The sequence below is a fragment of the Streptomyces sp. NPDC088810 genome (assembly GCF_044750305.1).
Lineage (GTDB): Bacteria > Actinomycetota > Actinomycetes > Streptomycetales > Streptomycetaceae > Streptomyces.
The window spans coordinates 1,384,712-1,411,405 of the sequence record NZ_JBIVJQ010000001.1 but is presented as its reverse complement, the minus strand read 5'-3'; the positions used below and the strand labels follow the sequence as shown (position 1 = coordinate 1,411,405).

The window sequence follows — 26,694 nt, the reverse complement described above, 5'->3', positions numbered from 1 at the left end:
CCGCCGACGGCTCACCCTGTGGCGCATGGCGAAATGTGAAGTCTGCGGCAATGACTACGGAATGACCTTCGAGGTCCACGCCCAGGGTGCAGTTCATGTGTTCGACTGCTTCTCCTGTGCGATCCACCGCATGGCCCCCATCTGCGAGCACTGCCGGGTGCAGATCATCGGCCAGGGCGTGGAGGCCGACGGATCCTTCTACTGCGGCGCCCACTGCGCTCGCGCCGAGGGGAAGGTCGGCATCGTCGACCGGGTGTGACCCGGTACCCGCCTGAATGCACCCCACGGCCCGGAGGTACCGTCGTGGGGTGCACCGTTACCGCTTCCTGTTGTCCCGCCAGTGGGTGATCCTCACGCTCGTCGCGATCGCGCTGATCCCGACGATGATCCGGCTGGGTTTCTGGCAGCAGCACCGGTACGAGGAGCGCACCGCCCGCAACGACCTGGTCTCCGCCGCGCTGCACGCCGAGCCGGTCCCGGTCGAGCGGCTGACCTCGCCCGGGCACACCGTGACCCGCAGCGAGAAGTACCGCACGGTCACCGCGACCGGCACCTTCGACACCGCGAAGGAGGTCGTGGTCCGGCGCCGCACGAACTCCGACGGCGAGGTCGGCTTCCACGTCCTCACCCCCTTCGTCCTCGACGACGGCAAGGTGCTGCTCGTCAACCGCGGGTGGATCCCCGCGAACGGCGCGCAGACCGCCTTCCCCGAGGTCCCCGCCCCGCCGGCCGGCCGGACCACCGTCACCGGGCGGCTGATGGCCGACGAGACCACCGCGGCGAGCGGCATCAAGAACGTCGAGGGCCTGCCCGACCGGCAGATCATGCTGATCAACAGCGCCGAGGAGGCACGGCGGCTCGGCGCGCGGGTGCTCGGCGGCTACATCCAGCAGACGGCGCCCGCGGCCAAGGGCGGCTCCCCGGAGCAGATCTCCGACCCGGGCAGCGAGGACGCCCCGCTGAACTACGCGTACATGATCCAGTGGTGGCTGTTCGCGGCGGCCGTCCCGGTCGGCTGGTGGTTCCTGGTGCGGCGGGAGATCCGCGACCGGGAGGAGGCCGCGGCGGAGCGGCAGCCGGAGGAGAGCGCACCGGCCGCGGTCTGAGCGCGCTCCTTTGCCGCGCGCCGGCGTCACTCCCCCGGCGCACCACCTGATTGGCCCCCTGGTGCGCCGGGAAACCGCATTCCGTGAACGCGCGCATCGAGGACTACGCCCTCATCGGGGACGAGCAGGCCGCGGCCCTGGTCGGCAAGGACGGCTCGATCGACTGGCTGTGCCTGCCGCGCTTCGACTCCGGAGCCTGCTTCGCCCGGCTGCTGGGCGACGAGGATCACGGCTCCTGGCGCATCGCGCCCAAGGACGCGGACGTCTGCACCCGCCGGGCCTACCGGTCGGAGACCCTCGTCCTCGACACCGAGTGGGAGACCGACGACGGCACGGTACGCGTCACCGACCTGATGCCGCAGCGCGAGCGCGCCCCCGATCTCGTACGGATCGTGGAAGGCGTCAGCGGCCGGGTCACCGTGCGCAGCACGCTGCGCCTGCGCTTCGACTACGGCTCGATCACGCCGTGGGTGCGCCGCTCGGACGGCCACCGGGTGGCCGTCGCCGGGCCGGACTCCGCGTGGCTGCGCTCCGAACCGCCCGTGCACACCTGGGGCGAGGACTTCGGCACGCACGCGGAGTTCACGGTTGCCGAGGGCGAGCGGGTCGCGTTCGTGCTCACCTGGCACCCCTCGCACGAGAAACGCCCGCCGCTCATCGACCCGTACGAGGCGCTGGAGAGCAGCGTCACCGACTGGCGGCGCTGGGCCCGGCAGTGCACGTACGACGGGCCGTACCGGGACGCCGTCGTCCGCTCCCTGATCACCCTCAAGGCGCTCACCTACGCCCCGACCGGCGGGATCGTCGCCGCGGCGACCACCTCGCTGCCCGAGAAGCCGGGCGGCGTGCGCAACTGGGACTACCGGTACTGCTGGCTGCGCGACTCCACCCTCACCCTCGGCGCGCTGCTCTCCATGGGCTTCGAGGAGGAGGCCGGGGCCTGGCGCGACTGGCTGCTGCGCGCGGTCGCCGGCAATCCGGCCGACCTGCAGATCATGTACGGCGTCGCGGGCGAGCGGCGGCTCGGGGAGACCGAACTGCCCTGGCTGCCCGGCTTCGCCGGCTCCTCCCCCGTGCGCACCGGCAACGGCGCCGTCGACCAGCTCCAGCTCGACGTGTACGGCGAGGTGATGGACTCGCTGTCGCTGGCCCGCGCCGCGGGCCTGCCCACCAAGCCGCACATGTGGGCCCTGCAGCGCTCGCTGATGACGTTCCTGGAGACGGCGTGGCGGCAGCCGGACGAGGGCCTGTGGGAGGTGCGCGGCGGCCGGCGCCAGTTCGTGCACTCCAAGGTGATGGTGTGGGTGGCCGCCGACCGGGCCGTGACGACCCTGGAGCGGCACCCGGAGCTGCGCGGCGACCTGGAGGGCTGGCGCACACTGCGGGACGAGGTGCACCGGGAGGTGTGCGAGAAAGGCTTCGACCCGGACCGGAACACCTTCACCCAGTACTACGGCTCCCGGGAACTCGACGCCGCGCTGCTGCTCATCCCGCGCGTCGGGTTCCTGCCGCCGGACGACCCGCGGGTGGTCGGCACGGTCGACGCGATCCGCGCCGAACTCGGCCAGGGCGGCTTCCTGCGCCGCTACGACACCGAGGACTCGGTGGTGGACGGGCTGCCGGGCGGCGAGGGCGCCTTCCTCGCCTGCTCGTTCTGGCTGGCCGACGCGCTGCATCTGACCGGCCGGACGAAGGAGGCGCGGGAACTGTTCGACCGGCTGGTGGGCCTGTGCAACGACGTGGGGCTGCTGGCCGAGGAGTACGACCCCGTCCACGGCTGTCAGCTGGGCAACTTCCCGCAGGCGTTCAGCCACATCGGCCTGGTGAACACCGCCCTCACCCTGTACGGGGACGACGAGGCAGGATAGGACCCATGGATCTTGGACTGAAGGACCGGGTGTACGTCGTCACCGGAGCCACCCGCGGGCTGGGCAACGCCGCCGCGCGGCAACTCCTCGCCGACGGGGCGAAGGTGGTCGTCACCGGGCGGGACGAGAAGCAGGTCGCCGACGCCGCCGCGGAACTGGGCCCGGACGCGGCGGGCGTGGCCGCGGACAACGCCGACGCACAGGCCCCCGAGCGGCTGATCGCCGCCGCGCGTGAGCACTTCGGCGGCTTCCACGGGGTGCTGGTGAGCGTGGGCGGGCCGCCGCCGGGGTTCGTCGCCGACAACACCGACGAGCAGTGGCGCGCCGCGTTCGAGTCGGTGTTCCTCGGCGCGGTACGGCTCGCCCGCGCGGCGGCGGCCGAGCTGGACGAGGGCGGTGCCATCGGGTTCGTGCTGTCCGGGTCGGTGCACGAGCCGATCCCCGGGCTGACCATCTCCAACGGGCTGCGGCCCGGGCTCGCCGGCTTCGCCAAGTCCCTCGCCGACGAGCTGGGGCCGCGCGGGATCCGGGTGGTGGGGCTGCTGCCCGGGCGGATCGACACGGACCGCATGCGCGACCTGGACGGGCGGTCCGCTGACCCGGAGGCCACCCGGGCGGCGAACGAGTCCCGGATCCCGCTGCGCAGGTACGGGGCGCCCGAGGAGTTCGGAAGGGTGGCGGCGTTCCTGCTGTCCCCGGCGGCTTCCTACGTGACGGGGGTCATGGTGCCGGTGGACGGCGGGACGCGGCACGGGTTCTGACGGCCGTCGAGACCGCCGTCGCGGAGGCAGCCCTGGCCGTTCCCGGGACCGGACACGGTCAGGAGCACGCCGGCGCGACCCACCGGGCCGTGCATGTGGCCCGGCAGGTCCGTGCGGCCGTACCGGACGCCGTGCCGGAGCGGCCGGGTCACAGCAGCGGCTGACGGGCTACTCGCCGAGGCCGGCCAGGTCCCGCAGGCGTCGGGCCTGCGCGGCGCGCTCGGCCGCGCGCTGTTCGTCGTACGTGCGATCCACGGCACCACGGAGCAGCGCCTTGGTCTCCACGACCGCGTCCCGCGGCGCGGCCAGCAACGCCGCCGCCAAGTCACGTACCGCCCCGTCCAGTTCGGCCGCGGGCACCGCGAGGTTGGCCAGCCCGCTCGACACCGCCTCCTCGGCCCCGACGAACCGCCCGGTCGCGCAGATCTCCAGCGCGCGGGCGTATCCGACGAGCCCGACCAGCGGGTGCGTGCCGGTCAGGTCGGGTACGAGGCCGAGGCTGGTCTCGCGCATGGCGAACTGCACGTCGTCGGCGACGACCCGCAGGTCGCAGCCGAGCGCGAGCTGGAAACCGGCCCCGATGGCATGTCCCTGGACAGCGGCGATGGACACGATGTCGGTCCGCCGCCACCAGGTGAACGCCTCCTGGTACTCGGCGATGGTCGCGTCGAGCCCGGCGTCGTCACGGCGCGCGAGTTCGATGAAGGACGGCTCGCCCGGGATCCCCTCCGGGGTGAACATCTGACGGTCCAGCCCGGCGGAGAAGGACTTGCCCTCGCCACGCAGCACGACGACGCGAACGGAGCCCGGCAGCAGCCGCCCGGCCTCGGCGAGCGCCCGCCACAGGGCGGGGCTCTGCGCATTGCGCTTGGCCGGGTTGGTCAGCGTCACCGTGGCGAGCGTGTCGTCGACGGTGAGCCGTACGCCGTCCTTGTCGAGTGCGGGAGCGAGGTCCTGCTCGGGCGAAGCCATGGGGCGCCTCCGATGGGTGCGGTCAGCAGAGCAAAGCTAAGTGACTGCACAGTAACCACCCGGCCGGTCGGTCTCCCGACCGGGTGGCCACCATCGAAGCCGATGGGCCGCCCGGAGTCAGGACGAAGCGGCCTTCTTACCGCGGGTCGCTCCGCCACGCCCACGCAGCGTGACGCCCGACTCGCTCAGCATCCGGTGCACGAAGCCATACGAGCGGCCGGTCTCCTCGGCCAGCGCCCGGATGCTCGCACCGGAGTCGTACTTCTTCTTCAGGTCTGCCGCGAGCTTGTCGCGCGCGGCGCCGGTCACCCGGCTGCCCTTCTTCAGAGTCTCGGCCACCCGTGCCTCCTCATGGGAAGTGCGCTCTGGTCTCCTCATGATCACCCCTCGCGGGCGTGATGGCCACCCATTCGGCAAGGTCCGTGAGACATCGTTGTGACGACAGGAGCGGATCCCCACAAGCGGAATAAGGGATTCCGAGGGGTGCGGTCCACGGCTCCGTGCGAGCGGATTCGCGAAGTGCCAGGTCAGGAAGGCAAAACGGCCGATCCCCCGACTGTCGGGGGATCGGCCGGAAAATCCGTGTACGACACACCCCGGTACGAGGAGATCTCACACAGATGATGGATCACGAGTGGGCCGAATGATCCATACTCAGTGGATCAGTCTTTCGATCACGCCAGGGCGACGAGATCCGCGTAGTCGGAGCCCCACAGGTCCTCGACGCCGTCCGGCAGCAGGATGATCCGCTCCGGCTGGAGCGCCTCGACCGCGCCCTCGTCGTGGGTGACGAGGACGACCGCGCCCTTGTAGGTGCGCAGGGCGCCGAGGATCTCCTCGCGGCTGGCCGGGTCCAGGTTGTTGGTCGGCTCGTCGAGGAGCAGCACGTTCGCCGAGGAGACCACCAGGGTCGCGAGGGCGAGACGGGTCTTCTCGCCGCCGGAGAGAACCCCGGCCGGCTTGTCGACGTCGTCGCCGGAGAACAGGAACGAGCCCAGCACCTTGCGGACCTCGACCAGGTCCATGTCGGGGGCGGCCGAGCGCATGTTCTCCAGGACCGTGCGGTCGGCGTCCAGGGTCTCGTGCTCCTGCGCGTAGTAGCCGAGCTTGAGCCCGTGACCGGGGACGACCTGTCCGGTGTCCGGCTGCTCCACGCCCGCGAGCAGCCGCAGCAGCGTGGTCTTGCCGGCGCCGTTGAGGCCCAGGATGACCACCCGGGAGCCCTTGTCGATGGCGAGGTCGACGTCGGTGAAGATCTCCAGCGAGCCGTACGACTTCGACAGGCCCTCGGCCGTCAGCGGGGTCTTGCCGCAGGGCGCGGGCTCCGGGAAGCGGAGCTTGGCGACCTTGTCGGACATCCGGACCGCATCCAGGCCCGCGAGGAGCTTGTCGGCCCGGCGCGCCATGTTCTGCGCGGCGACGGTCTTGGTCGCCTTGGCCCGCATCTTGTCGGCCTGCGAGTGCAGCGCGGCGGCCTTCTTCTCGGCGTTGGCCCGCTCGCGCTTGCGGCGCTTCTCGTCGGCCTCGCGCTGCTGCTGGTACAGCTTCCAGCCCATGTTGTAGATGTCGATCGCGGACCGGTTCGCGTCCAGGTAGAACACCTTGTTGACGACGGTCTCCACGAGGTCGACGTCGTGGGAGATCACGATGAAGCCGCCGCGGTAGGTCTTCAGGTAGTCCCGCAGCCAGATGATCGAGTCCGCGTCGAGGTGGTTGGTCGGCTCGTCGAGCAGCAGGGTGTCGGCGTCCGAGAACAGGATCCGGGCCAGTTCGATACGGCGGCGCTGACCGCCGGAGAGCGTGTGCAGCGGCTGGCCGAGCACCCGGTCGGGCAGGTTCAGCGCGGCGGCGATGGTGGCGGCCTCGGCCTCGGCGGAGTACCCGCCCTTGGTGAGGAACTCCGTCTCCTGGCGCTCGTACTGCTTCAGCGCCTTCTCACGGGTGGACCCCTTGCCGTTGGCGATGCGCTCCTCGTTCTCGCGCATCTTGCGGATCAGTACGTCGAGGCCGCGCGCGGAGAGGATGCGGTCGCGGGCGAGGACGTCGAGGTCGCCGGTGCGGGGGTCCTGCGGGAGGTAACCGACCTCGCCGGAGCGGGTGATCTGGCCGGCGGCCGGGATGCCCTCGCCGGCCAGGCACTTCGTCAGGGTGGTCTTGCCCGCGCCGTTACGGCCGACGAGGCCGATGCGGTCGCCCTTGGCGACACGGAAGCTGGCGTTCTCGATGAGGACGCGCGCACCGGCGCGCAGCTCGATACCGGAGGCGGAAATCAAGGACAGACTCCAGGGCGTACAGGGGTTGGCGGGTGGGCGGCTGAGGACGTTCCCGCCGTCTAATGCGCGAGGAGAATGGCCATGGGAACAAGTCTAACGGGGCCGGGCAAGCGGTTTTTCTGCGTCCAGGTGTCCGGGGTGGGGGCCGGGAGGCGGGCCGGGGAGATCGTTGCCCAGCGGGGTGCGGCCGGGCGCGATCCGGCCCAGGTGGTCCAGGGCCACGAGCTGGCCGGTCCAGGCGCTGTCCGCGCACGGCTGGGCGAGCAGCAGGGCCGTGCCCCGCCGTACGGCGCCCTCGGGCCGGAACGCGCAGCCCTGCCGGGCGGGCAGCACCCAGCGCAGATCGCCGTCGGCGGTGCGGTACGCGGTGACCCGGCGCGGGGTGACGACCGCGAGGATGCCGCGGCCCAGGGGGCGCAGGACGCCGGTGCCGCCCTGGTCCGGCAGCCACTCGGCGGCGTCGGGCAGGGCCCGGTGCCAGCGCACCGAGCGGCCGTCGGTGTCGGTGAGCAGCCCGTCGTCCCAGAGCGCGATCACCTCCCCGCGCGCGGGGAGCACGGAGACGGGACGGTGTCCCGCGCGCGCGTAGCGCCACCGCAGGGCCCCGGTACGGCTGTCGTAGCCGGCCACGGCGCCGTCGTGCGTCTCCCAGGCCCGGGTGTCCGGGTGCGGCCCGCCGGGCAGGAGCCGGTCGCCGTAGGGGGCGGGCCGCGCGTGCCGGGCCAGGCCGAGCAGGCCGAGAGCGACGACGGCCGCGAGGAGGGCGGCGACCAGACGGTGTGGTGGAAAGGCCACCTTGCCCCCTTGGTACCGACTGGAATCCACCGTCCCGGATCAGGCGCAGAGCGTAGTCACCGGCGGCCCGGCGGGCGGAGCGGCCGGGCGGGCCGGAACCGGAAGTCCCTCGTTCGGCGGCGGGCGGTGCGGCCCGCCGTGCCGGGGCGTTGTCAGTGGTGCCTGCAAGACTCGAGGAGCACGGCGCAACCGATGCACGAAGGAGTGATCGGCATGGCAGGCACGGGTGGCGGCGCACGGCCGAGCATCTATCCCACGCTGCTCTACGCGGACGCCAGGGCGGCGATCAGGCAGCTCACGGAGGCCCTCGGCTTCACCGAGCTGTCGGTGTACGAGACGCAGGACGGCAAGGTGATGCACGCCGAGCTGGTCCAGGGCAGCGGCGCGGTGATGATCGGCTCCAAGGGCCGCGGCGGCCTCTTCGACACGGCGATGAAGGACGCCGGACCCGCCGGGGTGTACGTCGTGGTGGACGACGTGGACGCGCACCACCAGCGGGCCGTGGAACACGGGGTGGAGATCCTGATGCCCCCGACGGACCAGGACTACGGCTCGCGGGACTACATGGCCCGGGACGCCGAGGGGAACGTCTGGAGCTTCGGGACCTACGCCCCGGAGATCGGCGGCTGAGCCGCTCCCCGGCCGCTCATCCCCCGGTGTGCACCTGGAAGGCGGCCCGGCGGACGGCCTTGGCCAGGGCCGGGTCGGGGTGCGCGGCGGCGAGCGCGACCAGGACCTGCACGGTGCGCGGGTGGCCGACGGCGCGGACCTCGTCGAGCAGCTGGGGCACGGTGGGCTGCACCGCGGACTCCAGGTGCCGGACCAGCATCGGCGCCTCGCCGTGGTCGGCGACGGCGGCGGCGGTGTCCACCCACAGCCAGGTGGCCTCCTCCCGGGTGAGCACCTCGTGGGCGTCCTCCGGGTCGATCCCGTCGTGCTCGGCGAGCCACAGCAGCGCGTACGGCCGCAGGGCCGGCTCGTCGACCACGGCCCGCACGTCGGGCTCGGCGGGGGCGCCGACGACGCGCAGCGCCTCGAAGGCCAGGCCGCGCAGCAGGGCGTCGTCGCCGCGGGCGGCGCCGATCAGCTCGGTGACGGCGCTGCCGACGGGGCGGGCGGCGAGCCAGGCGCGGTACTCGGCGCGGGCCGCGTTGGGGCGGAGCTGGGCGCAGCCGCGGAGCATGTCCTCGGCGGACTGCTCGATGTTGCCGGCGGGGCTCTGCGCGGCCACGCAGATCTGCTCCAGCTTGACCCACACCGCCCAGCTGCCCAGCGGGGTGAGGGTGGCCTGGCCGTCGCCGTAGGTGAGGGCGCCGACGGAGGCGAGGGCGCGCAGCGCCCAGTCGAGCAGCGGGGCGAGCGGGGCGTCCTCGGCCGGCGCGGGGTCCGCGGGGCGCGGGGTGCCGGCGGGCTGTCCGGTGCCGGGCTCGTAGGCGACCTCGCAGCGTTCGGTGCGCAGTTCGGTGACCCGCTGCTGGAGCAGGTCGAGCAGCTGCTCGACCGGGACGGGGCCGGCGGAGAGCTGGAGGAAGGAGAGCACCTGGGGCATGGCCGAGACGACCTCGGCGACGGCGGCCGGCTCGTGCCCGTCGGGTTCGGGGCAGGCGAGCGACCAGGCGTCGAAGAGGGCGACCCAGCCGCGCAGTACGGCGCTGTCGTCGCGGTCCCAGGCGCGCAGCCGCCAGCCGGGGCGCGCGCTGTCGCCGTGCACCTCGACGAGTCCGGCGAGGCGGGCGGTGTCCCAGTCGGCGCGGATCTGAGCGACACTCAGGCCCAGTTCGGCGGCGGCGCGTTCCGCGGTGGCGTCGGACAGGGTGGCCTTGCCGTCGGCGGTGGCGCCGGCGCGGCCGGGGCCGAGTGCGGCGTCGGCCCAGCGGGCGACGCGGGCCGCGCCGGCCAGACCGGTGCGGGCCATTCCGGCCAGTTCGGCGGGGGCGGGTGTGCCCTCCGGCGGCCGGGGTGCGGGGCGCCGTGGGCGCCGCTGGTTCACAGCTCTGGGGGCGGCGGCCAGGGGTCGCGGTCGGACGAGTCGAAGCCTGGAGTCGCGCGGGATACGGGACGTCACGGGTGCAGTCTTCCGGTTGACGGTCCGAAAACCCAAACGGAATGTCACCGCGGGCGACGGGGCTGGCCAAGGCACGGGGTCCGGGACGGGCCGCGGCGACGTGATCGAGCCAGCCGTACGGCTTTAAACGGAATGCTTCGCGCCGGTACCGGCGGGCCTTGGTGCCGTCAGCGGGTCACATCAGCGGGGTGAGGAACCGGCGCAGGCGTTCCTCGTACTCGGCCGGGTCCGCGTTCCACATCGCCGCGTGCGGGGCGTGCTCGACGGTGTGCAGGGCGACGACGTCGGCGCGGCGCCGGGCGAGCCGGCGGGAGAACTCCCAGGGGGCGACCTGGTCCTGCGGGCCGTGCACGATCAGGGTGGGCACCCGGAGCCGGTCGGGGTCGACGATCTCGGCGACCCGGTCGGCGTGCAGCCCGGCCCGGCCCTGTGCGGCCCGCACGGCGAGCGGCAGCAGCGGCTGCGGGGTGTGCCGGGCCCTGGCCAGGGCCCGCAGGGTGGCCTCCCAGCTGAGCACCGGCGAGTCCAGGACGAGTCCGGCGATGCGGTCGCGGACCGCGGAGTGCTCGGCGGCGCGCAGGGCCATGGTGGCGCCGGTGGACCAGCCGAGCAGGACGACCCGGCGGGCGCCGCGGCCGACGGCGTAGCGGATCGCCGCCTCGACGTCCCGCCACTCGGTCTCGCCGAGGTGGTTCAGCCCGTCCGGCGACCGCGGGGCGCCGGGGTCGCCGCGGTAGGCGAGGGCGAGGACCGGCAGCCGGCGGCGGTGCAGGAAGCTCATGACGTTCAGGGCGTGCTCCCGGGTGGCGCCGAGGCCGTGCACGGCGATCACCCAGGTGTCCCGGTGGCCCGGCACGAACCAGGCGGGCAGGGCGCCGAGGGCCCCGGGCACGTCGACGTCCTCGTGGTCCAGGCCGAGGGCCGTGTGCGGGTTGCCGACGTACACGTTCGGGGTGAGCCACGCCGCGTCGCCGGGGGCGAAGGTGCCGTGGGTGACGCGTTCCAGGCGGCGTACGACGGTGTCGGCGCTGTGCGTGGCCGCCTCCAGGACGGGGCCGACGACCGCGTGGGAGCCGTCGCCGGCGAGGCCGTAGGTGCCGGGGCGCAGCGCGGCCAGGTCGCGGGTGAGCGCGATCTGGCCGGCGCCCGCGCGGTGCACGGTGAGGCGGGGCTCGGTGGGCAGGGGCCGGCCCGGCGGTGCCTTCAGTGCGGCGTCGCTGGCGAGCCGGCCGGCGACCACGGAAGCCGTGCCGGCGGCCAGGACCGCGGTGAGCGCGGTGGCGGTCGCCTTCACAGTGCGCACGGGTCCAGTGTCGGCGGGGTTGCGGGCGGCGGCCAGCGGAAGCGCGGACCGCACGGGTGCGGGCGGTTTCGGCACCGCCGGGTGGCCACGCCGCCACTGGGCGCCGACGCGACGGATGGAGCCGAGCCGGCTCGCACCGCTGCTGCGGAGCAGGGCGAGCGGAGTCGGCAGGGGGCGGAACGGGTTGCTGCTCGGCAAGGGGTCACCTCCGTTGGCCGTATCCCTTCAAGCGTTCCCCGGCCTCGGCGACTTGTGCCTCCGTCAGCAGGGACGGTGTCAGGCCCGGCACCGAGGACGCCGTCAGCCACAGGCGGCACATCCACTCCAGCTGGGCGGTGCGGTCGTAGGCCTGGTCGAGGGTGGTGCCGTAGGTGATCGTGCCGTGGTTCTGCAGCAGGCAGCCGGAGCGGCCGGTGAGGGCGCGGAGCATGTTCCCGGCCAGTTCGTCGGTGCCGTAGGGGGCGTAGGGGGCGACCCTGATCGGGCCGCCGAGGGCGCCGGCCATGTAGTGCACCGGCGGCAGTTCGGTCACGAGCGTGGAGACGGCGGTCGCGTGCACGGCGTGGGTGTGGACGACGGCGCGGGCGTCGGTGGTGCGGTAGACGGCGAGGTGCATGGGCAGCTCGCTGGTCGGCACGAGCGTGCCGAGCACCTGGCGTCCGGTGAGGTCGACGCCGGTGAGGTCGGCGGGGGTGAGCCGGTCGTAGGGGACGCCCGACGGGGTGACCAGCACGAGGTCACCGATGCGCGCGGAGACGTTGCCGGAGGTGCCGACGACCAGCCCGTCGGCGACGGTCCGGCGCGCCGTCGCGACCACGTCCGCCCACAGCCGTGCCACGTCCTGATTCCCGGCCTGGTGCCCGGCCTGGTGTGTGTCGTCCGTGTTCCGCAGCGGTTCAGCCATGCGGTGATCCTGCCAGCCGGACCGGGCGGTGAGCGGGCGGGATCGGTCGCTTCCGCGCAAACCGTACGGCCGAACGGGCGGATCCGGCCACGAAACGCTCGGAAGGGGCCCGGATGCGGTGATCGTCGGGCCTTCAATGGCCTCTCTTGCCCACGGGACGATCGCCGCCGCCCGCGGTCGTCCGCCACCCCGGGGAGACGCATGGCCCGCGAACGCACCCTTGTCCGCCGCCGCGCCGGTGTCCTCGCGGCGGTCACGGCGGCCCTCGCCCTCGCGGGCACCGCACCCGCGTCGGCCGGGCCGGCGGGACCCGGCGAGCCGGCAGGGCAAGCCGAGGCAGCCGGAACCTCACAGCCGACCGGAACCCGGCAGGCAGCCGAAACGTCACAGCACGCCGGAGCCTCCCGGTTCGCCGGTCTGTGGACGCTCGCCGCCGCGCTGCCCCGGGGGCACGACGTCTCGTCCCACCAGAAGCGCGTCGACTGGGCCGCCGCCGCGGCGAAGGGCGCCCGGTTCGTGTACGTCAAGGCGACCGAGTCCACGACCTACCGCAATCCCTACTTCTCCGGGCAGTACTCCGGCGCCCGCAAGGCCGGCCTGCTGCGCGGCGCGTACCATTTCGCCCTGCCCGACCGGTCCTCCGGCACCCGGCAGGCGGCGTACTTCGTGCGGCACGGCGGCGACTGGCGGGCGGACGGCTGGACGCTGCCGCCCGCGCTGGACATGGAGTACGACCCGTACAGCACGCAACACAAGTGCTACGGGCTGGGCAAGGCCCGGATGGTCCGCTGGATCCGGTCCTTCAGCGACGAGATCAAGCGGGAGACCGGCCGCCGTCCGGTGATCTACACCACGACCCAGTGGTGGAAGCTGTGCACCGGGAACAGCCGCGCCTTCTCCTCCTCGAACCCCCTGTGGATCGCCCGGCACGGCACCTCGCGGCCGGGAACGCTGCCGGGCGGCTGGCACTACTGGACGTTCTGGCAGTACGCCACCACGGGCCGGCTGCCGGGTGACCAGAATCTCTTCAACGGCTCCCTGAGCCGGCTGCAGATCCTGGCGCGGGGCCGGTAGCCAAGCGGCGCCTGGGGCGAGGGACACAAGCGGAATCTCTCGCGCGCGTTACTGACACCCTCGCGCCCGCCTCAGTTCATCTTCCGTTCACCCAGGTTGCCTACGTTCGACCAGCCAATGACCTCGAACGATTGCCTGGGTAAATGGAAAGCTTCTCGCTGATCCTCGCGATAGTGGTCGTCACCGCTCTCGCGTTCGATTTCACGAACGGTTTCCACGACACCGCGAACGCGATGGCCACCACCATCTCCACAGGCGCCCTGAAGCCGAAGATCGCGGTGACCATGTCCGCCGTCCTCAATCTTGTGGGCGCCTTCCTCTCCGTGGAGGTCGCGAACACGATCTCCAAGGGTCTCGTCGACGAGACCGGCATCCGTCCCGAGGTCATCTTCGCCGCCCTGGTCGGCGCGATCCTCTGGAACCTGCTGACCTGGCTGGTGGGCCTGCCCTCCAGCTCCTCGCACGCCCTGATGGGCGGCCTGGTCGGCGCCACCGTCGCCTCCGCCGGCTTCGGCGCCGTCCACGGTGACGTCCTGGTCACCAAGGTGCTGCTGCCGGCCGTCGCCGCGCCGATCGTCGCGGGCCTGGCCTCGCTGCTGGCCACCCGGTTCTCCTACGGCATCGGCGGGACCGCGGACGGCGAGGCCACCCGCAAGGGCTACCGCGCCGGCCAGATCGCCTCCGCCGGCCTGGTCTCCCTGGCCCACGGCACCAACGACGCCCAGAAGACGATGGGCATCATCACCCTCGCCCTCGTGGCCGGCGGCTCGCTCGCCCCCGGCTCGAACCCTCCCACCTGGGTGATCCTCTCCGCCGGCCTGGCCATCGCGCTCGGCACCTACATCGGCGGCTGGCGCATCATCCGCACCATGGGCAAGGGCCTGACCGACCTGGAGCCGCGCCAGGGCTTCGCCGCGCAGACCAGCGCCGCGACCGCCATCCTGGCCTCCTCGCACCTCGGCTTCTCCCTCTCCACCACGCACGTCGTCTCCGGCTCGGTGATGGGCGCGGGCCTGGGCCGCAAGGGCGGTGTGGTCCGCTGGTCCACCGCGACCCGCATGTTCGTCGCCTGGGCGCTGACCCTGCCGGCCGCCGCGCTGGTCGGCGCCGGTGCCGAGTTCGTCACCGGCCTGGGTGACTGGGGCACCGCCGTCGTCGCCGTCTTCCTCGTCGCCGCGAGCGCCGCGATCTGGAAGATCTCCCGCCGCGAGGTCGTCGACCACACCAACGTGGTCGAGGAGACCGACGAGCCGGCCGGCGTGGTCACCACCGCCATCGCCGCCGTGATCCCGCCGCCCACCGGCACGGTCGCCGCCGATCTGGACCTCGCGTTCCCGCAGCAGACCACCGCCCCCGCCGAACCGGCCACGGCCAGCCCGCCGGCCGCCGCGGTCTGACCCCGAGCACCCGGTTACCGAAGGAAGCACTATGAAGATCGACTGGGCAGCCCTGGGCTCCGTGTTCGGCGTCAGCCTCGTGGTCACGGTGGGCCTGGTGGCCCTGTTCACCCTCGGCATCGCGGGCCTGAACCGCCGCGAGAAGGCCGTGGCGCAGGGCGGCTCCGCCGGCCTCGCCGTCACCGGCGCCTACCTCTGCTTCGCGGCGTGCGCGGCGGCGGTGGCGTACGGCATCAACCTGATCGTGGCCAAGGCCTGACCGATCCACCCAAAGGCTCCCCTCCCCGCGGAGGGGAGCCTTTGCCGTAGCCCCGAACGGCCCGCACGCCCCGCGGTGTGGGGATCGGCACACTCTCCCCTCCCAGGTCAAAGGCAAGTTGACGGCCGTTCCGGGGGCGTGGTGGACTGCCCGGGCCATGTACGGCGGCAGGAGAGGAAGCCGGTGCGAATCCGGCGCGGTCCCGCCACTGTCACCGGGGAATGAACCCCGGGAGCCAGGAACTCTCACCGCCGATTCACGTCGAACCAGGGCGCGGACACCCTGAGTGAGGACACATATCGCCATGCTCGGCTGCCCATCGAGGACCCGTACCAGGCCCGTTCCCGTCCCCACGGCCGGTTGAGCCGATGGGTGCCGATCGCACATACGCGTACGGCGCCGCCGCCGGCGTCCTGGGGGACCTGCTTCTCGGCGATCCGCGCCGCGGGCATCCCGTCGCCGCGTTCGGCCGGGCGGCGGGCGCCGTGGAAGGCGCGTTGTGGCACGACCACCGCGGCTGGGGCGCCCTGCACACCGCCGTGTGCGCCGGCGGCGCCGTCGCGCTCGGGGCGCTGGCCGCGCGTGCCGTACGCCCCTCCCGTACCGCCTCCGTCGCGCTGACCGCCGCCGCCACCTGGGCCGTCGTGGGCGGCACCTCGCTCGCCCGGGAGGCCCGCACGATCGGGCGCGCGCTGGAGTCCGGGGACGTCGAGGCGGCCCGGGCGCGGCTGCCCCACCTGTGCGGCCGGGACCCGCAGGCGCTGGACGCCGACGGCATCGCCCGGGCCGTGGTCGAGTCGGTCGCGGAGAACACCTCCGACGCGGTGGTGGGCGCCCTCGTGTGGGGCGCGGCGGCCGGGGTTCCGGGGCTCCTCGGCTTCCGGGCGGTCAACACCCTGGACGCGATGGTGGGTCACAGGTCGCCCCGCTTCCGGCGCTTCGGCTGGGCCGCCGCCCGCCTCGACGACGTCGCCGGCTGGCCGGGGGCCCGGCTGACCGCCGTACTCGCCGCCGCGGCCGGACCGGATCCGCGGGGCGCCCTGCGCGCCTGGAAGGCCGACGCGCGCCGGCACCCGAGCCCCAACGCCGGGCCCGTGGAGGCCTCCTTCGCGGGTGCCCTCGGCGTCCGCCTGGGCGGGACGCTCTCCTACGGCGGCCGGGTCGAGCACCGCCCGGTGCTCAACGGCGCCACCGGACGGCCGGTCCGGGTCACCGACATCGACCGGGCCGTACGGCTCTCCCGCCGCGTCGGCCTGCTCGCCCTCGGCAGCACGCTCGCCGTGCGCCGACTGCTGAAAGGACGCGGGAAGTGAACGGTGGTCTCCTCGTCGCCGGCACAACCTCCGACGCCGGCAAGAGCGTCGTGACGGCCGGTATCTGCCGCTGGCTGGTCCGCCAGGGCGTGAAGGTCGCGCCGTTCAAGGCCCAGAACATGTCCCTCAATTCGTTCGTGACGCGCGAGGGCGCCGAGATCGGCCGGGCGCAGGCGATGCAGGCCCAGGCCTGCCGGATCGAGCCGACCGCGCTGATGAACCCGGTGCTGCTCAAGCCCGGCGGCGAGCAGAGCAGCCAGGTGGTGCTGCTCGGCAAGCCGGTGGGCGAGCTGAGCGCGCGCGGGTACCACGGCGGGCGCCAGCAGCGGCTGCTGGGCACGGTGCTGGACTGCCTGGCCGAGTTGCGGGGCACGTATGACGCGGTGATCTGTGAGGGGGCGGGCAGCCCGGCCGAGATCAACCTGCGGCGGACCGACATCGTCAACATGGGGATCGCGCGCAACGCGCGGCTGCCCGTGCTCGTCGTGGGCGACATCGACCGCGGGGGTGTCTTCGCGTCCTTCTTCGGCACGGTCGCCCTGCTCTCGCCGGAGGACCAGGAGCTGATCGCCGGGTTCCTGGTGAACAAGTTCCGCGGCGACGTCTCCCTGCTGGAGCCCGGCCTGGACATGCTCCGGGATCTCACCGGACGGCGGACGTACGGTGTGCTGCCCTTCCGGCACGGGCTCGGCATCGATGAGGAGGACGGGCTGCGGGTGTCGCTGCGGGGCACCGTACGGGAGTCCACGGTCACGCCCCCGGTCGGCGAGGACGTGCTGCGGGTCGCCGTGTGCGCGATCCCGCTGATGTCCAACTTCACCGACGTGGACGCGCTGGCCGCCGAACCGGGTGTCGTGGTGCGGTTCGTGGACCGGCCGGAGGAGCTGGCGGACGCCGACCTCGTGGTGGTCCCGGGCACGCGCGGGACCGTACGGGCGCTCCAGTGGCTGCGGGAGCGGGGGCTGGCCGACGCCCTCGTCCGGCGGGCCGCGGAAGGGCGCCCGGTCCTCGGCATCTGCGGCGGCTTCCAGATCCTCGGCGAGCACATCGAGGACGAGGTCGAGTCCCGCGCCGGAGCCGTCCACGGCCTCGGCGTGCTGCCCGTCCGGGTGCGCTTCGCCCGCGAGAAGACCCTCACCCGGCCCAGCGGCGAAGCCCTGGGCGAGCGGGTCGACGGCTACGAGATCCACCACGGCGTGGCCGCCGTCGAGGGCGGCGAACCCTTCCTGGACGGCTGCCGGGTCGGCCAGACCTGGGGCACCCACTGGCACGGATCGCTGGAGTCCGACGGCTTCCGGCGGGCCTTCCTGCGCGAGGTGGCCGCCGCAGCGGGCCGCCGCTTCGTGCCCGCGCCCGGCACCTCCTTCGCCGCGCTGCGCGAGGAGCAGCTCGACCGGCTCGGCGACCTGATCGAACAGCACGCGGACACGGACGCGCTCTGGCGGCTCATCGAGTCGGGCGCGCCGCAAGGACTGCCTTTCATTCCACCGGGAGCGCCCGCATGAGCACAGTGTTGTTGTTGTCGACCGCCGACACGGATCTGCTGGCGGCCCGGGCCTCCGGCGCCGGTTACCGTATCGGCAACCCCACCCGGGTCGACGTCGCCGAGGAACTGCCGGGCCTGATCGAGGGCGCGGACCTGGCCGTCGTACGGCTGCTGGGCGGCAAGCGGGCCTGGGAGGACGGGCTGGCCGCGCTGAAGGCGGCCGGCATCCCGACCGTGCTGCTGGGCGGCGAGGCCGTGCCGGACGCCGAGCTGATGGCCGAGTCGTCGGTGCCGGCCGGTGTGGTCGCGGAGGCGCTGAAGTACCTGGTCGAGGGCGGCCCCGCGAACCTGCTGGAGCTGTCCCGGTTCCTGTCGGACACCGTGCTGCTGACCGGCGAGGGCTTCGAGGAGCCGCGCAGGATGCCGGAGTTCGGTGTGCACGGCTCGTACGGGATCCGGGACGGCCGTCCGACCGTGGGCGTGCTGTTCTACCGGGCGCACGAACTGAGCGGGAACACCGCCTTCGTGGACACCCTGTGCGCGGCGATCGAGGCGCAGGGCGCCAACGCCCTGCCGGTGTACTGCGGTTCGCTGCGCGGCGCGGACCCCGGGCTGTACGAGCTGCTGGGCCGGGCCGACGCGCTGGTGGCCACCGTGCTCGCGGCCGGCGGCACGCACGCCTCGCAGGCGTCGGCGGGCGGCGACGAGGAGTCCTGGGACATCGGCGCGCTCGCCGACCTGAACGTCCCGGTGCTCCAAGGGCTGTGCCTCACCTCCTCGCGGGCCGCGTGGGAGGAGTCCGACGCGGCCCTGTCCCCCATGGACGCGGCGATGCAGGTCGCGATCCCGGAGTTCGACGGCCGGCTGATCACCGTTCCGTTCTCCTTCAAGGAGCAGGGCCCCGACGAGGTCCCGGTCTACGTCGCCGACCCCGAGCGGGCCGCCCGCGTGGCCGGGATCGCCGTCCGGCACGCCCGGCTCAGGCACAAGCCGAACGCCGAGAAGCGGATCGCCCTGGTCTTCACGGCGTACCCGACGAAGCACTCCCGGGTCGGCAACGCGGTCGGCCTGGACACGCCCGCGTCGGCGGTACGGGTGCTGGACGCGCTGCGGGACGCCGGGTACGTGGTCGAGGGGCACCCCGACAACGGCGACGAGCTGATCCACCGGCTCATCGACGCGGGCGGCCACGACGTCGAGTGGCTGACCGAGGAACAGCTGGCCGCAGCGCCCGCACGGGTGCCGCTGGCCGACTACCGGACGTGGTTCGAGAAGCTCGACCCGGAACTCAAGGACGCCATGCGGGAGGCGTGGGGCGAGCCGCCGGGCTCCCTCTACGTCGACGGCGACGACATCGTGCTGGCCTCGCTGCAGTTCGGGAACGTCGTCGTGATGATCCAGCCGCCGCGCGGCTTCGGGGAGAACCCGATCGCGATCTACCACGACCCGGACATGCCGCCGTCGCACCACTACATGGCGGCGTACAGGTGGCTGGAGAACTCGTTCGGCGCCGACGCGATCGTGCACATGGGCAAGCACGGCACCATGGAGTGGCTGCCGGGCAAGGGCCTCGGCCTGAGCGCCGGCTGCGCGCCGGACGCGGTCCTCGGCGACCTGCCGCTGATCTACCCGTTCATCGTCAACGACCCCGGCGAGGGCACCCAGGCCAAGCGGCGCGGGCACGCCACGGTGGTCGACCACCTGGTGCCGCCGATGGCCCGCGCGGACACCTACGGCGACCTGGCCAAGCTGGAGCAGCTGCTGGACGAGTACGCGCTCGTCTCCGACCTGGACCCGGTGAAGGCCCCGGCGGTCCGCGCCCAGATCTGGACGCTGGTCAAGGCGGCCGAACTCCACCACGACCTGCACGTGGACGAGCAGCCGGACGACGACGCGTTCGACGAGTTCGTCATGCACATCGACGGCTACCTGTGCGAGATCAAGGACGTGCAGATCCGGGACGGCCTGCACATCCTGGGCGGCGGACCGGTCGGCGAGCCGCGGGTGAACCTGGTGCTCGCGGTGCTGCGGGCGTCCCAGGTATGGGGCGGGCAGGCGAACGCGCTGCCGGGGCTGCGGGCCTCGCTGGCACAGCACTTCGGGCTGGTGGAGAAGGAGCTGCTGGCCGAGCCCGGAGCGCCGGTGAAGGTGCCGGTGGAGCTGTCGGACCTGGTCGACGGCCCGGCGCGGACCGCCGCCGACGCGATCGACCTGCTGGAGCAGCTGTGCCGGCGGATCGCCGAGGCGATGGAGTCCCGGGCGTGGGACGGCGCGGCCGTGCACGGCGTTCTGCGGGACGTCCTCGGCGCCGAACTCCCCGAGGCCGTCGCGGTGCTGGAGTTCGCCTGCGCGGAGGTCGTCCCGCGGCTGGCCCGTACGACGGACGAGATCGGGCACATCCTCAGGGCGCTGGACGGCGGTTACGTCCCCGCCGGCCCGTCGGGCTCCCCGACCCGCGGCCTGGTCAACGTCCTGCCGACCGGCCGCAACTTCTACTCCGTCGACCCCAAGGCCATTCCCTCCCGCCTGAGCTGGGAGGTCGGCCAGTCGCTCGCGGACTCGCTGGTGCAGCGGTATCTGAGTGACACCGGGGAGTACCCCAAGTCCGTCGGCCTGACAGTGTGGGGCACGTCCGCGATGCGCACGCAGGGCGACGACATCGCCGAGATCCTGGCGCTGCTGGGCTGCCGCCCGGTGTGGGACGACGCCTCGCGCCGGGTGACCGGCTTCGAGGTGATCCCCCTGGCCGAGCTGGGACGCCCGCGCATCGACGTCACCGTCCGGATCTCCGGGTTCTTCCGGGACGCGTTCCCGCATGTGGTCGGGCTGATCGACGACGCGGTGCGGGCGGTGGCGGAGCTGGACGAGCCGGCCGGGCAGAACTTCGTCCGGGCGCACGTGGACGAGGACAGCGCCGGGCACGGCGACCGGCGCCGGGCCACGGCCCGCATCTTCGGCTCCAAGCCGGGCGCGTACGGCGCCGGTCTGCTGCCGCTGATCGACGCCCGCAACTGGCGCAGCGACGCCGACCTCGCCGAGGTGTACGCGGTGTGGGGCGGCTACGCGTACGGGCGGGGGCTCGACGGGCGGGCGGCGCGCGGGGACATGGAGACCGCGTTCAAGCGGATCGCCGTCGCCGCGAAGAACGTCGACACCCGCGAGCACGACCTGGTCGACGCCGACGACTACTTCCAGTACCACGGCGGCATGGTCGCCATGGTCCGGCACCTGACCGGTGCCAACCCCGAGGCCTACGTGGGCGATTCGGCCGTACCGGACCAGGTGAAGACCCGCACGCTCGGCGAGGAGACGCACCGCGTCTTCCGCGCCCGCGTGGTCAACCCGCGCTGGATGGCGGCCATGCGCCGGCACGGCTACAAGGGCGCCTTCGAGATGGCGGCGACCGTGGACTACCTGTTCGGCTACGACGCGACGGCCGGCGTGGTCGACGACTGGATGTACGAGAAGCTGAGCGCGGAGTACGTCTTCGACCCGGAGAACCGGGACTTCATGAAGAAGTCCAACCCGTGGGCGCTGCGCGGCATCACCGAGCGCCTGCTGGAGGCGGCGGACCGCGGCCTGTGGGCGGAGCCCGACGCGGACACGCTGGAGCGGCTGCGCGCCACCTACCTGGAGCTCGAAGGCGACTTGGAGGGCGACCAGTGACCACCCCCTTCCCCTTTACGGCCGTCGTCGGCCAGGACGATCTGCGGCTCGCGCTGCTGCTGAACGCCGTGTCACCGGCGGTCGGCGGTGTGCTGGTGCGCGGCGAGAAGGGCACCGCGAAGTCCACGGCGGTACGGGCGCTGTCGGCGCTGCTGCCGGCGGTCGCCGTGGTGCCCGGCTGCCGTTTCTCGTGCGACCCGGCCGCCCCGGACCCGGGGTGCCCGGACGGGCCGCACGAGGCCGGCCCCGGCACCGAGCGCCCCGCGCGGATGGTCGAGCTGCCCGTGGGCGCCTCCGAGGACCGGCTGGTCGGCGCGCTGGACATCGAGCGGGCGCTCGCGGAGGGTGTGAAGGCCTTCGAGCCGGGCCTGCTGGCCGACGCGCACCGCGGGATCCTGTACGTCGACGAGGTCAACCTGCTCCACGACCACCTGGTGGACCTGCTGCTGGACGCGGCGGCGATGGGTGCGTCGTACGTGGAGCGCGAGGGCGTGTCCGTTCGGCATGCCGCGAAGTTCCTGCTCGTCGGCACCATGAACCCCGAAGAGGGTGAGCTGCGGCCGCAGTTGCTGGACCGGTTCGGGCTGACCGTGGAGGTCGCGGCCTCGCGGGAGCCCGACCAGCGCGTGGAGGTCGTCCGGCGCCGGCTGGCGTACGACGACGACCCCGCCGCCTTCGCCGCGCGGTGGGCGGAGGAAGAGGCAGCCGTACGGCGGCGGATCGTGGCGGCGCGGGAGTTGCTGCCGCAGGTGCGGCTGGGTGACGGGGCGCTGCGGCAGATCGCGGCGACCTGTGCCGCCTTCGAGGTGGACGGCATGCGCGCCGACATCGTGATGGCGCGGACCGCGACGGCGCTGGCCGCGTGGGCCGGGCGGACCGATGTGCTCGCGGAGGATGTACGGCAGGCCGCCCTGCTCGCGCTGCCGCACCGGCGCCGGCGGAACCCGTTCGACGCTCCGGGCCTGGACGAGGACAAGCTGGACGAGACGCTGGAGGAGTTCTCCGGCGAGTCCCCCGACGACGATCCGGACCCCGACGGTCCCGGTGGGGGCGGTGGGCAGCCGGCGCCCGACAGCGGTCCCCAGGGCGACGGCGCCGGCGACGCGCGGCCCGAGGCCGGTGAGGGCGGGCAGCCACAGGCGTCCGGCGGGCAGGAGCAGTCGGCCGTACGGGCCGCCGAGCCGTTCCGTGCCAGGGTGCTGAGTGTGCCGGGCATCGGTGAGGGTGCCGCCGGGCGGCGCTCGCGGGCCCGGACCGAGCACGGGCGGACCACCGGGGCCCGGCGGCCCCAGGGGGCGCTGACCAAGCTGCACCTGGCCGCGACCGTGCAGGCCGCCGCGCCGCACCAGCGGGCGCGGGGCCGGTCCGGGCCGGGGCTGGTGGTCCGGCGGGACGATCTGCGGCAGGCGACCCGGGAGGGACGTGAGGGCAACCTCGTGCTGTTCGTGGTGGACGCCTCCGGGTCGATGGCCGCGAGGCAGCGGATGAGCGCCGTGAAGGGCGCCGTGCTGTCGCTGCTGCTCGACGCCTACCAGCGGCGGGACAAGGTGGGTCTGGTGACCTTCCGCGGCTCGGCGGCCGATGTCGCGCTGCCGCCTACGTCCTCCGTCGATGCCGCCGCCGCGCGGCTGGAGTCGCTGCCGACCGGGGGGCGTACGCCGCTCGCGGCGGGGCTGCTCAAGGCGCACGAGGTGCTGCGCGTGGAGCGGCTGCGGGATCCGGCGCGGCGGCCGCTGGTGGTCGTGGTGACCGACGGCCGGGCCACCGGCGGCCCCGAGCCGGTCGCCCTCGCGGGGCGTGCGGCGCGGCTGTTCGCGGCCGAGCAGGTCGCCTCGGTGGTGGTGGACTGCGAGTCGGGGCCGGTGCGGCTCGGGCTCGCCGGGCAGCTGGCCGGCGAGCTGGGCGGTACGGCCGTGACGTTGGACGAGCTGCGGGCGGACTCGATCGCCGGGCTGGTGAAGGGAATGCAGAGCGGGAGGGCCGCGTAATGCCGCAAGGACAGCCGAGTGTCGTACCGGACGACGGTCTGACGACCCGCCAGCGCCGGAACCGGCCGCTGGTCGTCGTGCACACGGGCGTCGGCAAGGGCAAGTCCACCGCCGCGTTCGGGCTCGCGCTGCGCGCCTGGAACCAGGGGTGGCCCATCGGGGTGTTCCAGTTCGTCAAGTCGGCGAAGTGGAAGGTCGGCGAGGAGAACGCGCTGCGGGTGCTCGGCGCCTCCGGCGAGGGCGGCACCGTCGACTGGCACAAGATGGGCGAGGGCTGGTCGTGGGTCCAGCGGGACGCCCAGATGGACAACGAGGAGAAGGCCCGCGAGGGCTGGGAGCAGGTCAAGCGGGACCTGGCCGCGGAGACGTACCGGCTGTACGTGCTGGACGAGTTCGCGTACCCGATGCACTGGGGCTGGGTCGACACCGACGAGGTCGTGGAGGTGCTGCGGAACCGGCCCGGTACCCAGCATGTCGTGATCACCGGGCGGAACGCGCCGGAGAAGCTGGTGGACTTCGCCGACCTCGTCACCGACATGTCCAAGGTCAAGCACCCCATGGACGTGGGGCAGAAGGGCCAGAAGGGCATCGAGTGGTGACGTCCGTTCCCCGGCTGGTCATCGCCGCGCCCTCCTCGGGCAGCGGCAAGACCACCGTCGCCACGGGGCTGATGGCCGCGTTCGCCGCGCGGGGGCTCGCCGTGTCCCCGCACAAGGTCGGGCCGGACTACATCGACCCGGGGTACCACGCCCTCGCGACCGGGCGGGCGGGGCGCAACCTGGACGCGTACCTGTGCGGGCCGGAGCTGGTCGCTCCGCTGTTCCTGCACGGGGCGCGGGGGTGCGACCTGGCCGTGGTCGAGGGTGTGATGGGGCTGTACGACGGGGCCGCCGGGGAAGGCGAGCTGGCGTCCACCGCGCATGTCGCCAAGCTGCTGCGGGCGCCGGTGGTGCTCGTCGTGGACGCGTCGTCGCAGTCGCGGTCGGTGGCGGCGCTGGTGCACGGGTTCGCGTCCTGGGATCCGGAGGTGCGGGTCGGGGGCGTGATCCTGAACAAGGTGGGGTCCGATCGGCACGAGGCGCTGCTGCGGGATGCGCTGGATGCCTCCGGCGTGCCGGTGCTGGGTGTGCTGCGGCGGGCGGCTCGGGTGGAGACGCCGTCGCGGCATCTGGGGCTGGTGCCGGTCGCCGAGCGGCGCCCCGCTGCGGTGGAGGCTGTGGCGGCGATGGGTGCGCAGGTGGCTCAGGGGTGTGACCTGGCCGCGTTGGAGGGGCTTGCCCGTAGTGCCGGTGCCCTCCCGGGGAGCCCCGCCCCCTGGACCCCCGTTCGCCCACCCGCCGACTCGACTCGGTCGGCCGGGAAGCGAGCGCCTGTCGTCGCCGTAGCCGGCGGGCCGGCCTTCACCTTCTCCTATGCCGAGCACACCGAGCTGCTCGCCTCCGCCGGTGCCGAGGTGGTCCCCTTCGATCCGCTCCACGACGAGCAACTGCCTGACGGCACCGCCGGGTTGGTCATCGGGGGCGGCTTCCCCGAGGTGTACGCCGCCGAGCTGTCCGCCAACGAGCCACTGCGCAAGGCCGTCGCGGACCTCGCGCTCTCCGGCGCCCCCGTGGCCGCCGAATGTGCCGGACTGCTCTACCTCTGCCGGGAGCTGGACGGCCGGCCCATGTGCGGGGTGCTCGACGCCACCGCCCGGATGAGTGAACGGCTCACCCTGGGCTACCGGGACGCCGTGGCCGTCGGCGACAGTGTGCTCGCGGCGGCCGGGACGCGCATGCGGGGGCACGAGTTCCACCGCACGGTCGTCGAGCCCGGCGCCGGTGCCGCTCCCGCCTGGGGTGTGCGCGCCCCGGTGCGGCGGGTCGAAGGTTTCGTACAGCAGGGCGTGCACGCGAGTTATCTGCACACGCACTGGGCGTCCGAGCCCGGTGTCGCCCGTCGGTTCGTGGAGAGGTGCCGGACGTCATGAGCAGCACGCTGGTCGGAGTCGGGGTCGGTCCCGGTGATCCGGAGCTGGTGACCGTCAAGGGGGTCAACGCGCTGCGGGCCGCCGATGTCGTCGTCGTACCCGTCATGGCTGCAGATGACGGAAAAGACGGCGGGGAGCCGGGGCGGGCCGAGGCGACGGTGCTGCACTACGTTCCCGCGGAGAAGGTCGTCCGGGTGGTGTTCGCGCTGAACGAGCGGACCGACCGGGCGCGGCGGGAGGCGGCCTGGGACGCGGCCGGTGCCCGGGTCGCCGAGCTGCTCGCCCGGCACGGGTCCGTCGCGTTCGCCACCATCGGCGACCCGAACGTGTACTCGACGTTCACCTATCTGGCGCACACCATCGCGGAGCTGGTACCGGGTGTCGTCGTGGAGACCGTGCCCGGGATCACCGCCATGCAGGATCTCGCGGCGCGGTCGGGGGCCGTGCTGACCGAGGGCACCGAGCCGCTCACCCTCGTACCGGTGACGGCCGGGTCGGCCGTGCTGAAGGAGGCGCTGGCCGGGCCGGGGACCGTGGTGGCGTATAAGTTCGGGCGGCAGGCCGCCGAGGTGGCCGAGGCGCTGGCGGAGAACGGGCGGCTCCAGGACGCCGTGTGGGGGTCGGCGCTGGGGCTGCCGGAGGAGTCGGTGCGGCCGGCCGCCGAGCTGGACGGGACGCCGCTGCCGTATCTGTCGACGCTGATCGCGCCCCCGCGGCGGGACGGCGGGCGGGGCGGGAAGCTGTGACACCGCCCGGGTCACCCCGTGAGACTCACCACCAGCCACATGAAGGCCACGCCCGCGACCGTGCACAGCAGGGTCGAACGGGCGGGGTGCTCGTGGTGGGCCTCGGGGAGGATCTCGGCCGCGGCGAGGTACAGCAGTGCGCCGCCGAACAGGGCGAGATAGCCGCCGAGGACGTGCTCCGGGATGGTGAGGAACGCGGACGCGGCGGCTCCGGCGACGGGCGCGACGGCGTCCGCGAAGAGCATGGCGAGGGCCTTGCGGCGGGCGTTGCCGTACAGGCTGGTGAGGGTGAAGGTGTTGAAGCCGTCCGCGAAGTCGTGGGCGATGACGGCGAGTGCGACCGCGGTGCCCATACCGCCGCCCACCTGGAACGACGCGCCGATCGCCACGCCGTCCATCAGGCTGTGCCCCACCATCGCCGCGGCCGCCGTCAGGCCCACCTCGGGGGCCCGGTGGTCGTGTTCGTCGGCGCCGTGGGCGGCGCGGCGGGCCGCCAGCAGGCGTTCCACCAGATGGGCGAGGAGGAAGCCGGCCAGGAACAGCAGGAGCGCGGCCGGGACGCCCTGGACCTCGGTGCCCGCCGCCCGGAGCGCCTCCGGCAGCAGGTCCAGGCCGACCACGCCCAGCATCAGCCCGCCGGCCAGGCCCAGGACCAGATGGCGGCGGTCGGTCACGCGCTGTGCCGTCCAGCCGCCGGCCAGCGTCATCAGGAACGCGCCGAGCGCGACGAAGACCGCCATAGGCCCTTG

The 26,694-nt window shown here is 73.5% G+C and carries 23 protein-coding genes and 1 riboswitch; of the genes, 15 read left to right on the top strand and 8 right to left on the bottom strand.

The window, feature by feature from the left end:
- Positions 1 to 25: 25 nt before the first annotated feature.
- The 4 genes from ACIP4Y_RS06485 (at position 26) to ACIP4Y_RS06470 (ending at position 3,735) form a co-directional block, all read left to right on the top strand.
- Positions 26 to 259: a hypothetical protein gene (locus ACIP4Y_RS06485; protein WP_358644295.1), complete on the top strand. Its 234-nt coding sequence runs from the start codon at positions 26 to 28 to the stop codon at positions 257 to 259.
- A gap of 16 nt (positions 260 to 275) precedes the next feature.
- A complete protein-coding gene (locus ACIP4Y_RS06480; protein ID WP_401388447.1) occupies positions 276 to 1,106 on the top strand; it encodes an SURF1 family protein in 831 nt (276 codons plus the stop codon).
- An 83-nt stretch (positions 1,107 to 1,189) separates the two neighbouring features.
- Positions 1,190 to 2,974 carry a glycoside hydrolase family 15 protein gene (locus tag ACIP4Y_RS06475; RefSeq protein WP_401388444.1) on the top strand — a complete coding sequence of 595 codons (1,785 nt, stop codon included), beginning with the start codon at positions 1,190 to 1,192 and terminating at the stop codon, positions 2,972 to 2,974.
- Positions 2,975 to 2,979: 5 nt separating this feature from the next.
- Positions 2,980 to 3,735: an SDR family oxidoreductase gene (locus ACIP4Y_RS06470; protein ID WP_401388441.1), complete on the top strand. Its 756-nt coding sequence runs from the start codon at positions 2,980 to 2,982 to the stop codon at positions 3,733 to 3,735.
- A 168-nt stretch (positions 3,736 to 3,903) separates the two neighbouring features.
- Here ACIP4Y_RS06470 and ACIP4Y_RS06465 read toward each other — a convergent pair whose 3' ends face one another.
- The 4 genes from ACIP4Y_RS06465 to ACIP4Y_RS06450 all read right to left on the bottom strand — a co-directional run bounded on the left by ACIP4Y_RS06465 (position 3,904) and on the right by ACIP4Y_RS06450 (position 7,775).
- Positions 3,904 to 4,707 carry an enoyl-CoA hydratase/isomerase family protein gene (locus ACIP4Y_RS06465; RefSeq protein ID WP_358644288.1) on the bottom strand — a complete coding sequence of 268 codons (804 nt, stop codon included), beginning with the start codon at positions 4,705 to 4,707 and terminating at the stop codon, positions 3,904 to 3,906.
- A gap of 117 nt (positions 4,708 to 4,824) precedes the next feature.
- Positions 4,825 to 5,046 (bottom strand): helix-turn-helix domain-containing protein, encoded by a 222-nt coding sequence (locus tag ACIP4Y_RS06460; protein ID WP_004002281.1) that lies wholly within the window; start codon positions 5,044 to 5,046, stop codon positions 4,825 to 4,827.
- 335 nt (positions 5,047 to 5,381) lie between these two features.
- Positions 5,382 to 6,980, bottom strand: a complete 1,599-nt coding sequence (gene abc-f, locus ACIP4Y_RS06455) for a ribosomal protection-like ABC-F family protein (protein ID WP_401388437.1) — start codon at positions 6,978 to 6,980, stop codon at positions 5,382 to 5,384.
- 93 nt (positions 6,981 to 7,073) lie between these two features.
- Positions 7,074 to 7,775 carry a hypothetical protein gene (locus ACIP4Y_RS06450; RefSeq protein WP_401388434.1) on the bottom strand — a complete coding sequence of 234 codons (702 nt, stop codon included), beginning with the start codon at positions 7,773 to 7,775 and terminating at the stop codon, positions 7,074 to 7,076.
- Between the two features lie 213 nt (positions 7,776 to 7,988).
- Here ACIP4Y_RS06450 and ACIP4Y_RS06445 point away from each other — a divergent pair, with 213 nt between their 5' ends.
- Positions 7,989 to 8,405 (top strand): VOC family protein, encoded by a 417-nt coding sequence (locus ACIP4Y_RS06445; RefSeq protein ID WP_358644283.1) that lies wholly within the window; start codon positions 7,989 to 7,991, stop codon positions 8,403 to 8,405.
- A gap of 16 nt (positions 8,406 to 8,421) precedes the next feature.
- Here the strand turns inward: ACIP4Y_RS06445 and ACIP4Y_RS06440 are convergent, their stop codons facing one another.
- The 3 genes from ACIP4Y_RS06440 to ACIP4Y_RS06430 form a co-directional block, all read right to left on the bottom strand.
- Positions 8,422 to 9,840, bottom strand: a complete 1,419-nt coding sequence (locus tag ACIP4Y_RS06440) for a hypothetical protein (protein ID WP_401388431.1) — start codon at positions 9,838 to 9,840, stop codon at positions 8,422 to 8,424.
- A gap of 175 nt (positions 9,841 to 10,015) precedes the next feature.
- Entirely contained in the window at positions 10,016 to 11,143 is a 1,128-nt protein-coding gene (locus ACIP4Y_RS06435) for an alpha/beta hydrolase (protein WP_401388708.1), read from the bottom strand.
- Between the two features lie 202 nt (positions 11,144 to 11,345).
- Complete coding sequence (locus tag ACIP4Y_RS06430) at positions 11,346 to 12,047, bottom strand: class II aldolase/adducin family protein (protein ID WP_401388428.1); 702 nt, start codon at positions 12,045 to 12,047, stop codon at positions 11,346 to 11,348.
- A 201-nt stretch (positions 12,048 to 12,248) separates the two neighbouring features.
- Here ACIP4Y_RS06430 and ACIP4Y_RS06425 point away from each other — a divergent pair, with 201 nt between their 5' ends.
- The 10 genes from ACIP4Y_RS06425 to cobI all read left to right on the top strand — a co-directional run bounded on the left by ACIP4Y_RS06425 (position 12,249) and on the right by cobI (position 25,945).
- The gene (locus ACIP4Y_RS06425; protein WP_401388426.1) at positions 12,249 to 13,121 is read left to right on the top strand and encodes a lysozyme; all 873 of its coding nucleotides are present in this window, start codon (positions 12,249 to 12,251) and stop codon (positions 13,119 to 13,121) included.
- Between the two features lie 143 nt (positions 13,122 to 13,264).
- Complete coding sequence (locus tag ACIP4Y_RS06420; protein ID WP_401388423.1) at positions 13,265 to 14,518, top strand: anion permease; 1,254 nt, start codon at positions 13,265 to 13,267, stop codon at positions 14,516 to 14,518.
- A 31-nt stretch (positions 14,519 to 14,549) separates the two neighbouring features.
- Positions 14,550 to 14,777, top strand: a complete 228-nt coding sequence (locus ACIP4Y_RS06415; protein WP_358644273.1) for a hypothetical protein — start codon at positions 14,550 to 14,552, stop codon at positions 14,775 to 14,777.
- A 125-nt stretch (positions 14,778 to 14,902) separates the two neighbouring features.
- Positions 14,903 to 15,045: riboswitch (cobalamin riboswitch) on the top strand.
- A gap of 100 nt (positions 15,046 to 15,145) precedes the next feature.
- Positions 15,146 to 16,090 (top strand): cobalamin biosynthesis protein, encoded by a 945-nt coding sequence (locus ACIP4Y_RS06410; RefSeq protein ID WP_358644271.1) that lies wholly within the window; start codon positions 15,146 to 15,148, stop codon positions 16,088 to 16,090.
- Positions 16,087 to 17,595: a cobyric acid synthase gene (locus tag ACIP4Y_RS06405; protein ID WP_401388419.1), complete on the top strand. Its 1,509-nt coding sequence runs from the start codon at positions 16,087 to 16,089 to the stop codon at positions 17,593 to 17,595. Before ACIP4Y_RS06410 ends, ACIP4Y_RS06405 begins: the two co-directional genes overlap by 4 nt.
- Positions 17,592 to 21,242, top strand: a complete 3,651-nt coding sequence (gene cobN, locus ACIP4Y_RS06400) for a cobaltochelatase subunit CobN (RefSeq protein WP_401388416.1) — start codon at positions 17,592 to 17,594, stop codon at positions 21,240 to 21,242. The genes ACIP4Y_RS06405 and cobN overlap by 4 nt, the downstream gene beginning before the upstream one ends.
- Positions 21,239 to 23,230: a putative cobaltochelatase gene (locus tag ACIP4Y_RS06395; protein WP_401388413.1), complete on the top strand. Its 1,992-nt coding sequence runs from the start codon at positions 21,239 to 21,241 to the stop codon at positions 23,228 to 23,230. The genes cobN and ACIP4Y_RS06395 overlap by 4 nt, the downstream gene beginning before the upstream one ends.
- Positions 23,230 to 23,829, top strand: coding sequence for a cob(I)yrinic acid a,c-diamide adenosyltransferase (gene cobO, locus ACIP4Y_RS06390; RefSeq protein WP_356150824.1), 600 nt, complete (start codon positions 23,230 to 23,232; stop codon positions 23,827 to 23,829). Before ACIP4Y_RS06395 ends, cobO begins: the two co-directional genes overlap by 1 nt.
- Positions 23,823 to 25,199, top strand: a complete 1,377-nt coding sequence (locus tag ACIP4Y_RS06385) for a cobyrinate a,c-diamide synthase (protein WP_401388410.1) — start codon at positions 23,823 to 23,825, stop codon at positions 25,197 to 25,199. Before cobO ends, ACIP4Y_RS06385 begins: the two co-directional genes overlap by 7 nt.
- On the top strand, positions 25,196 to 25,945 hold the full coding sequence (gene cobI / locus ACIP4Y_RS06380) for a precorrin-2 C(20)-methyltransferase (RefSeq protein WP_401388407.1): 750 nt from the start codon (positions 25,196 to 25,198) through the stop codon (positions 25,943 to 25,945). The genes ACIP4Y_RS06385 and cobI overlap by 4 nt, the downstream gene beginning before the upstream one ends.
- 11 nt (positions 25,946 to 25,956) lie before the next feature.
- Here the strand turns inward: cobI and ACIP4Y_RS06375 are convergent, their stop codons facing one another.
- On the bottom strand, positions 25,957 to 26,685 hold the full coding sequence (locus ACIP4Y_RS06375; protein ID WP_401388404.1) for a ZIP family metal transporter: 729 nt from the start codon (positions 26,683 to 26,685) through the stop codon (positions 25,957 to 25,959).
- Positions 26,686 to 26,694: the final 9 nt, after the last annotated feature.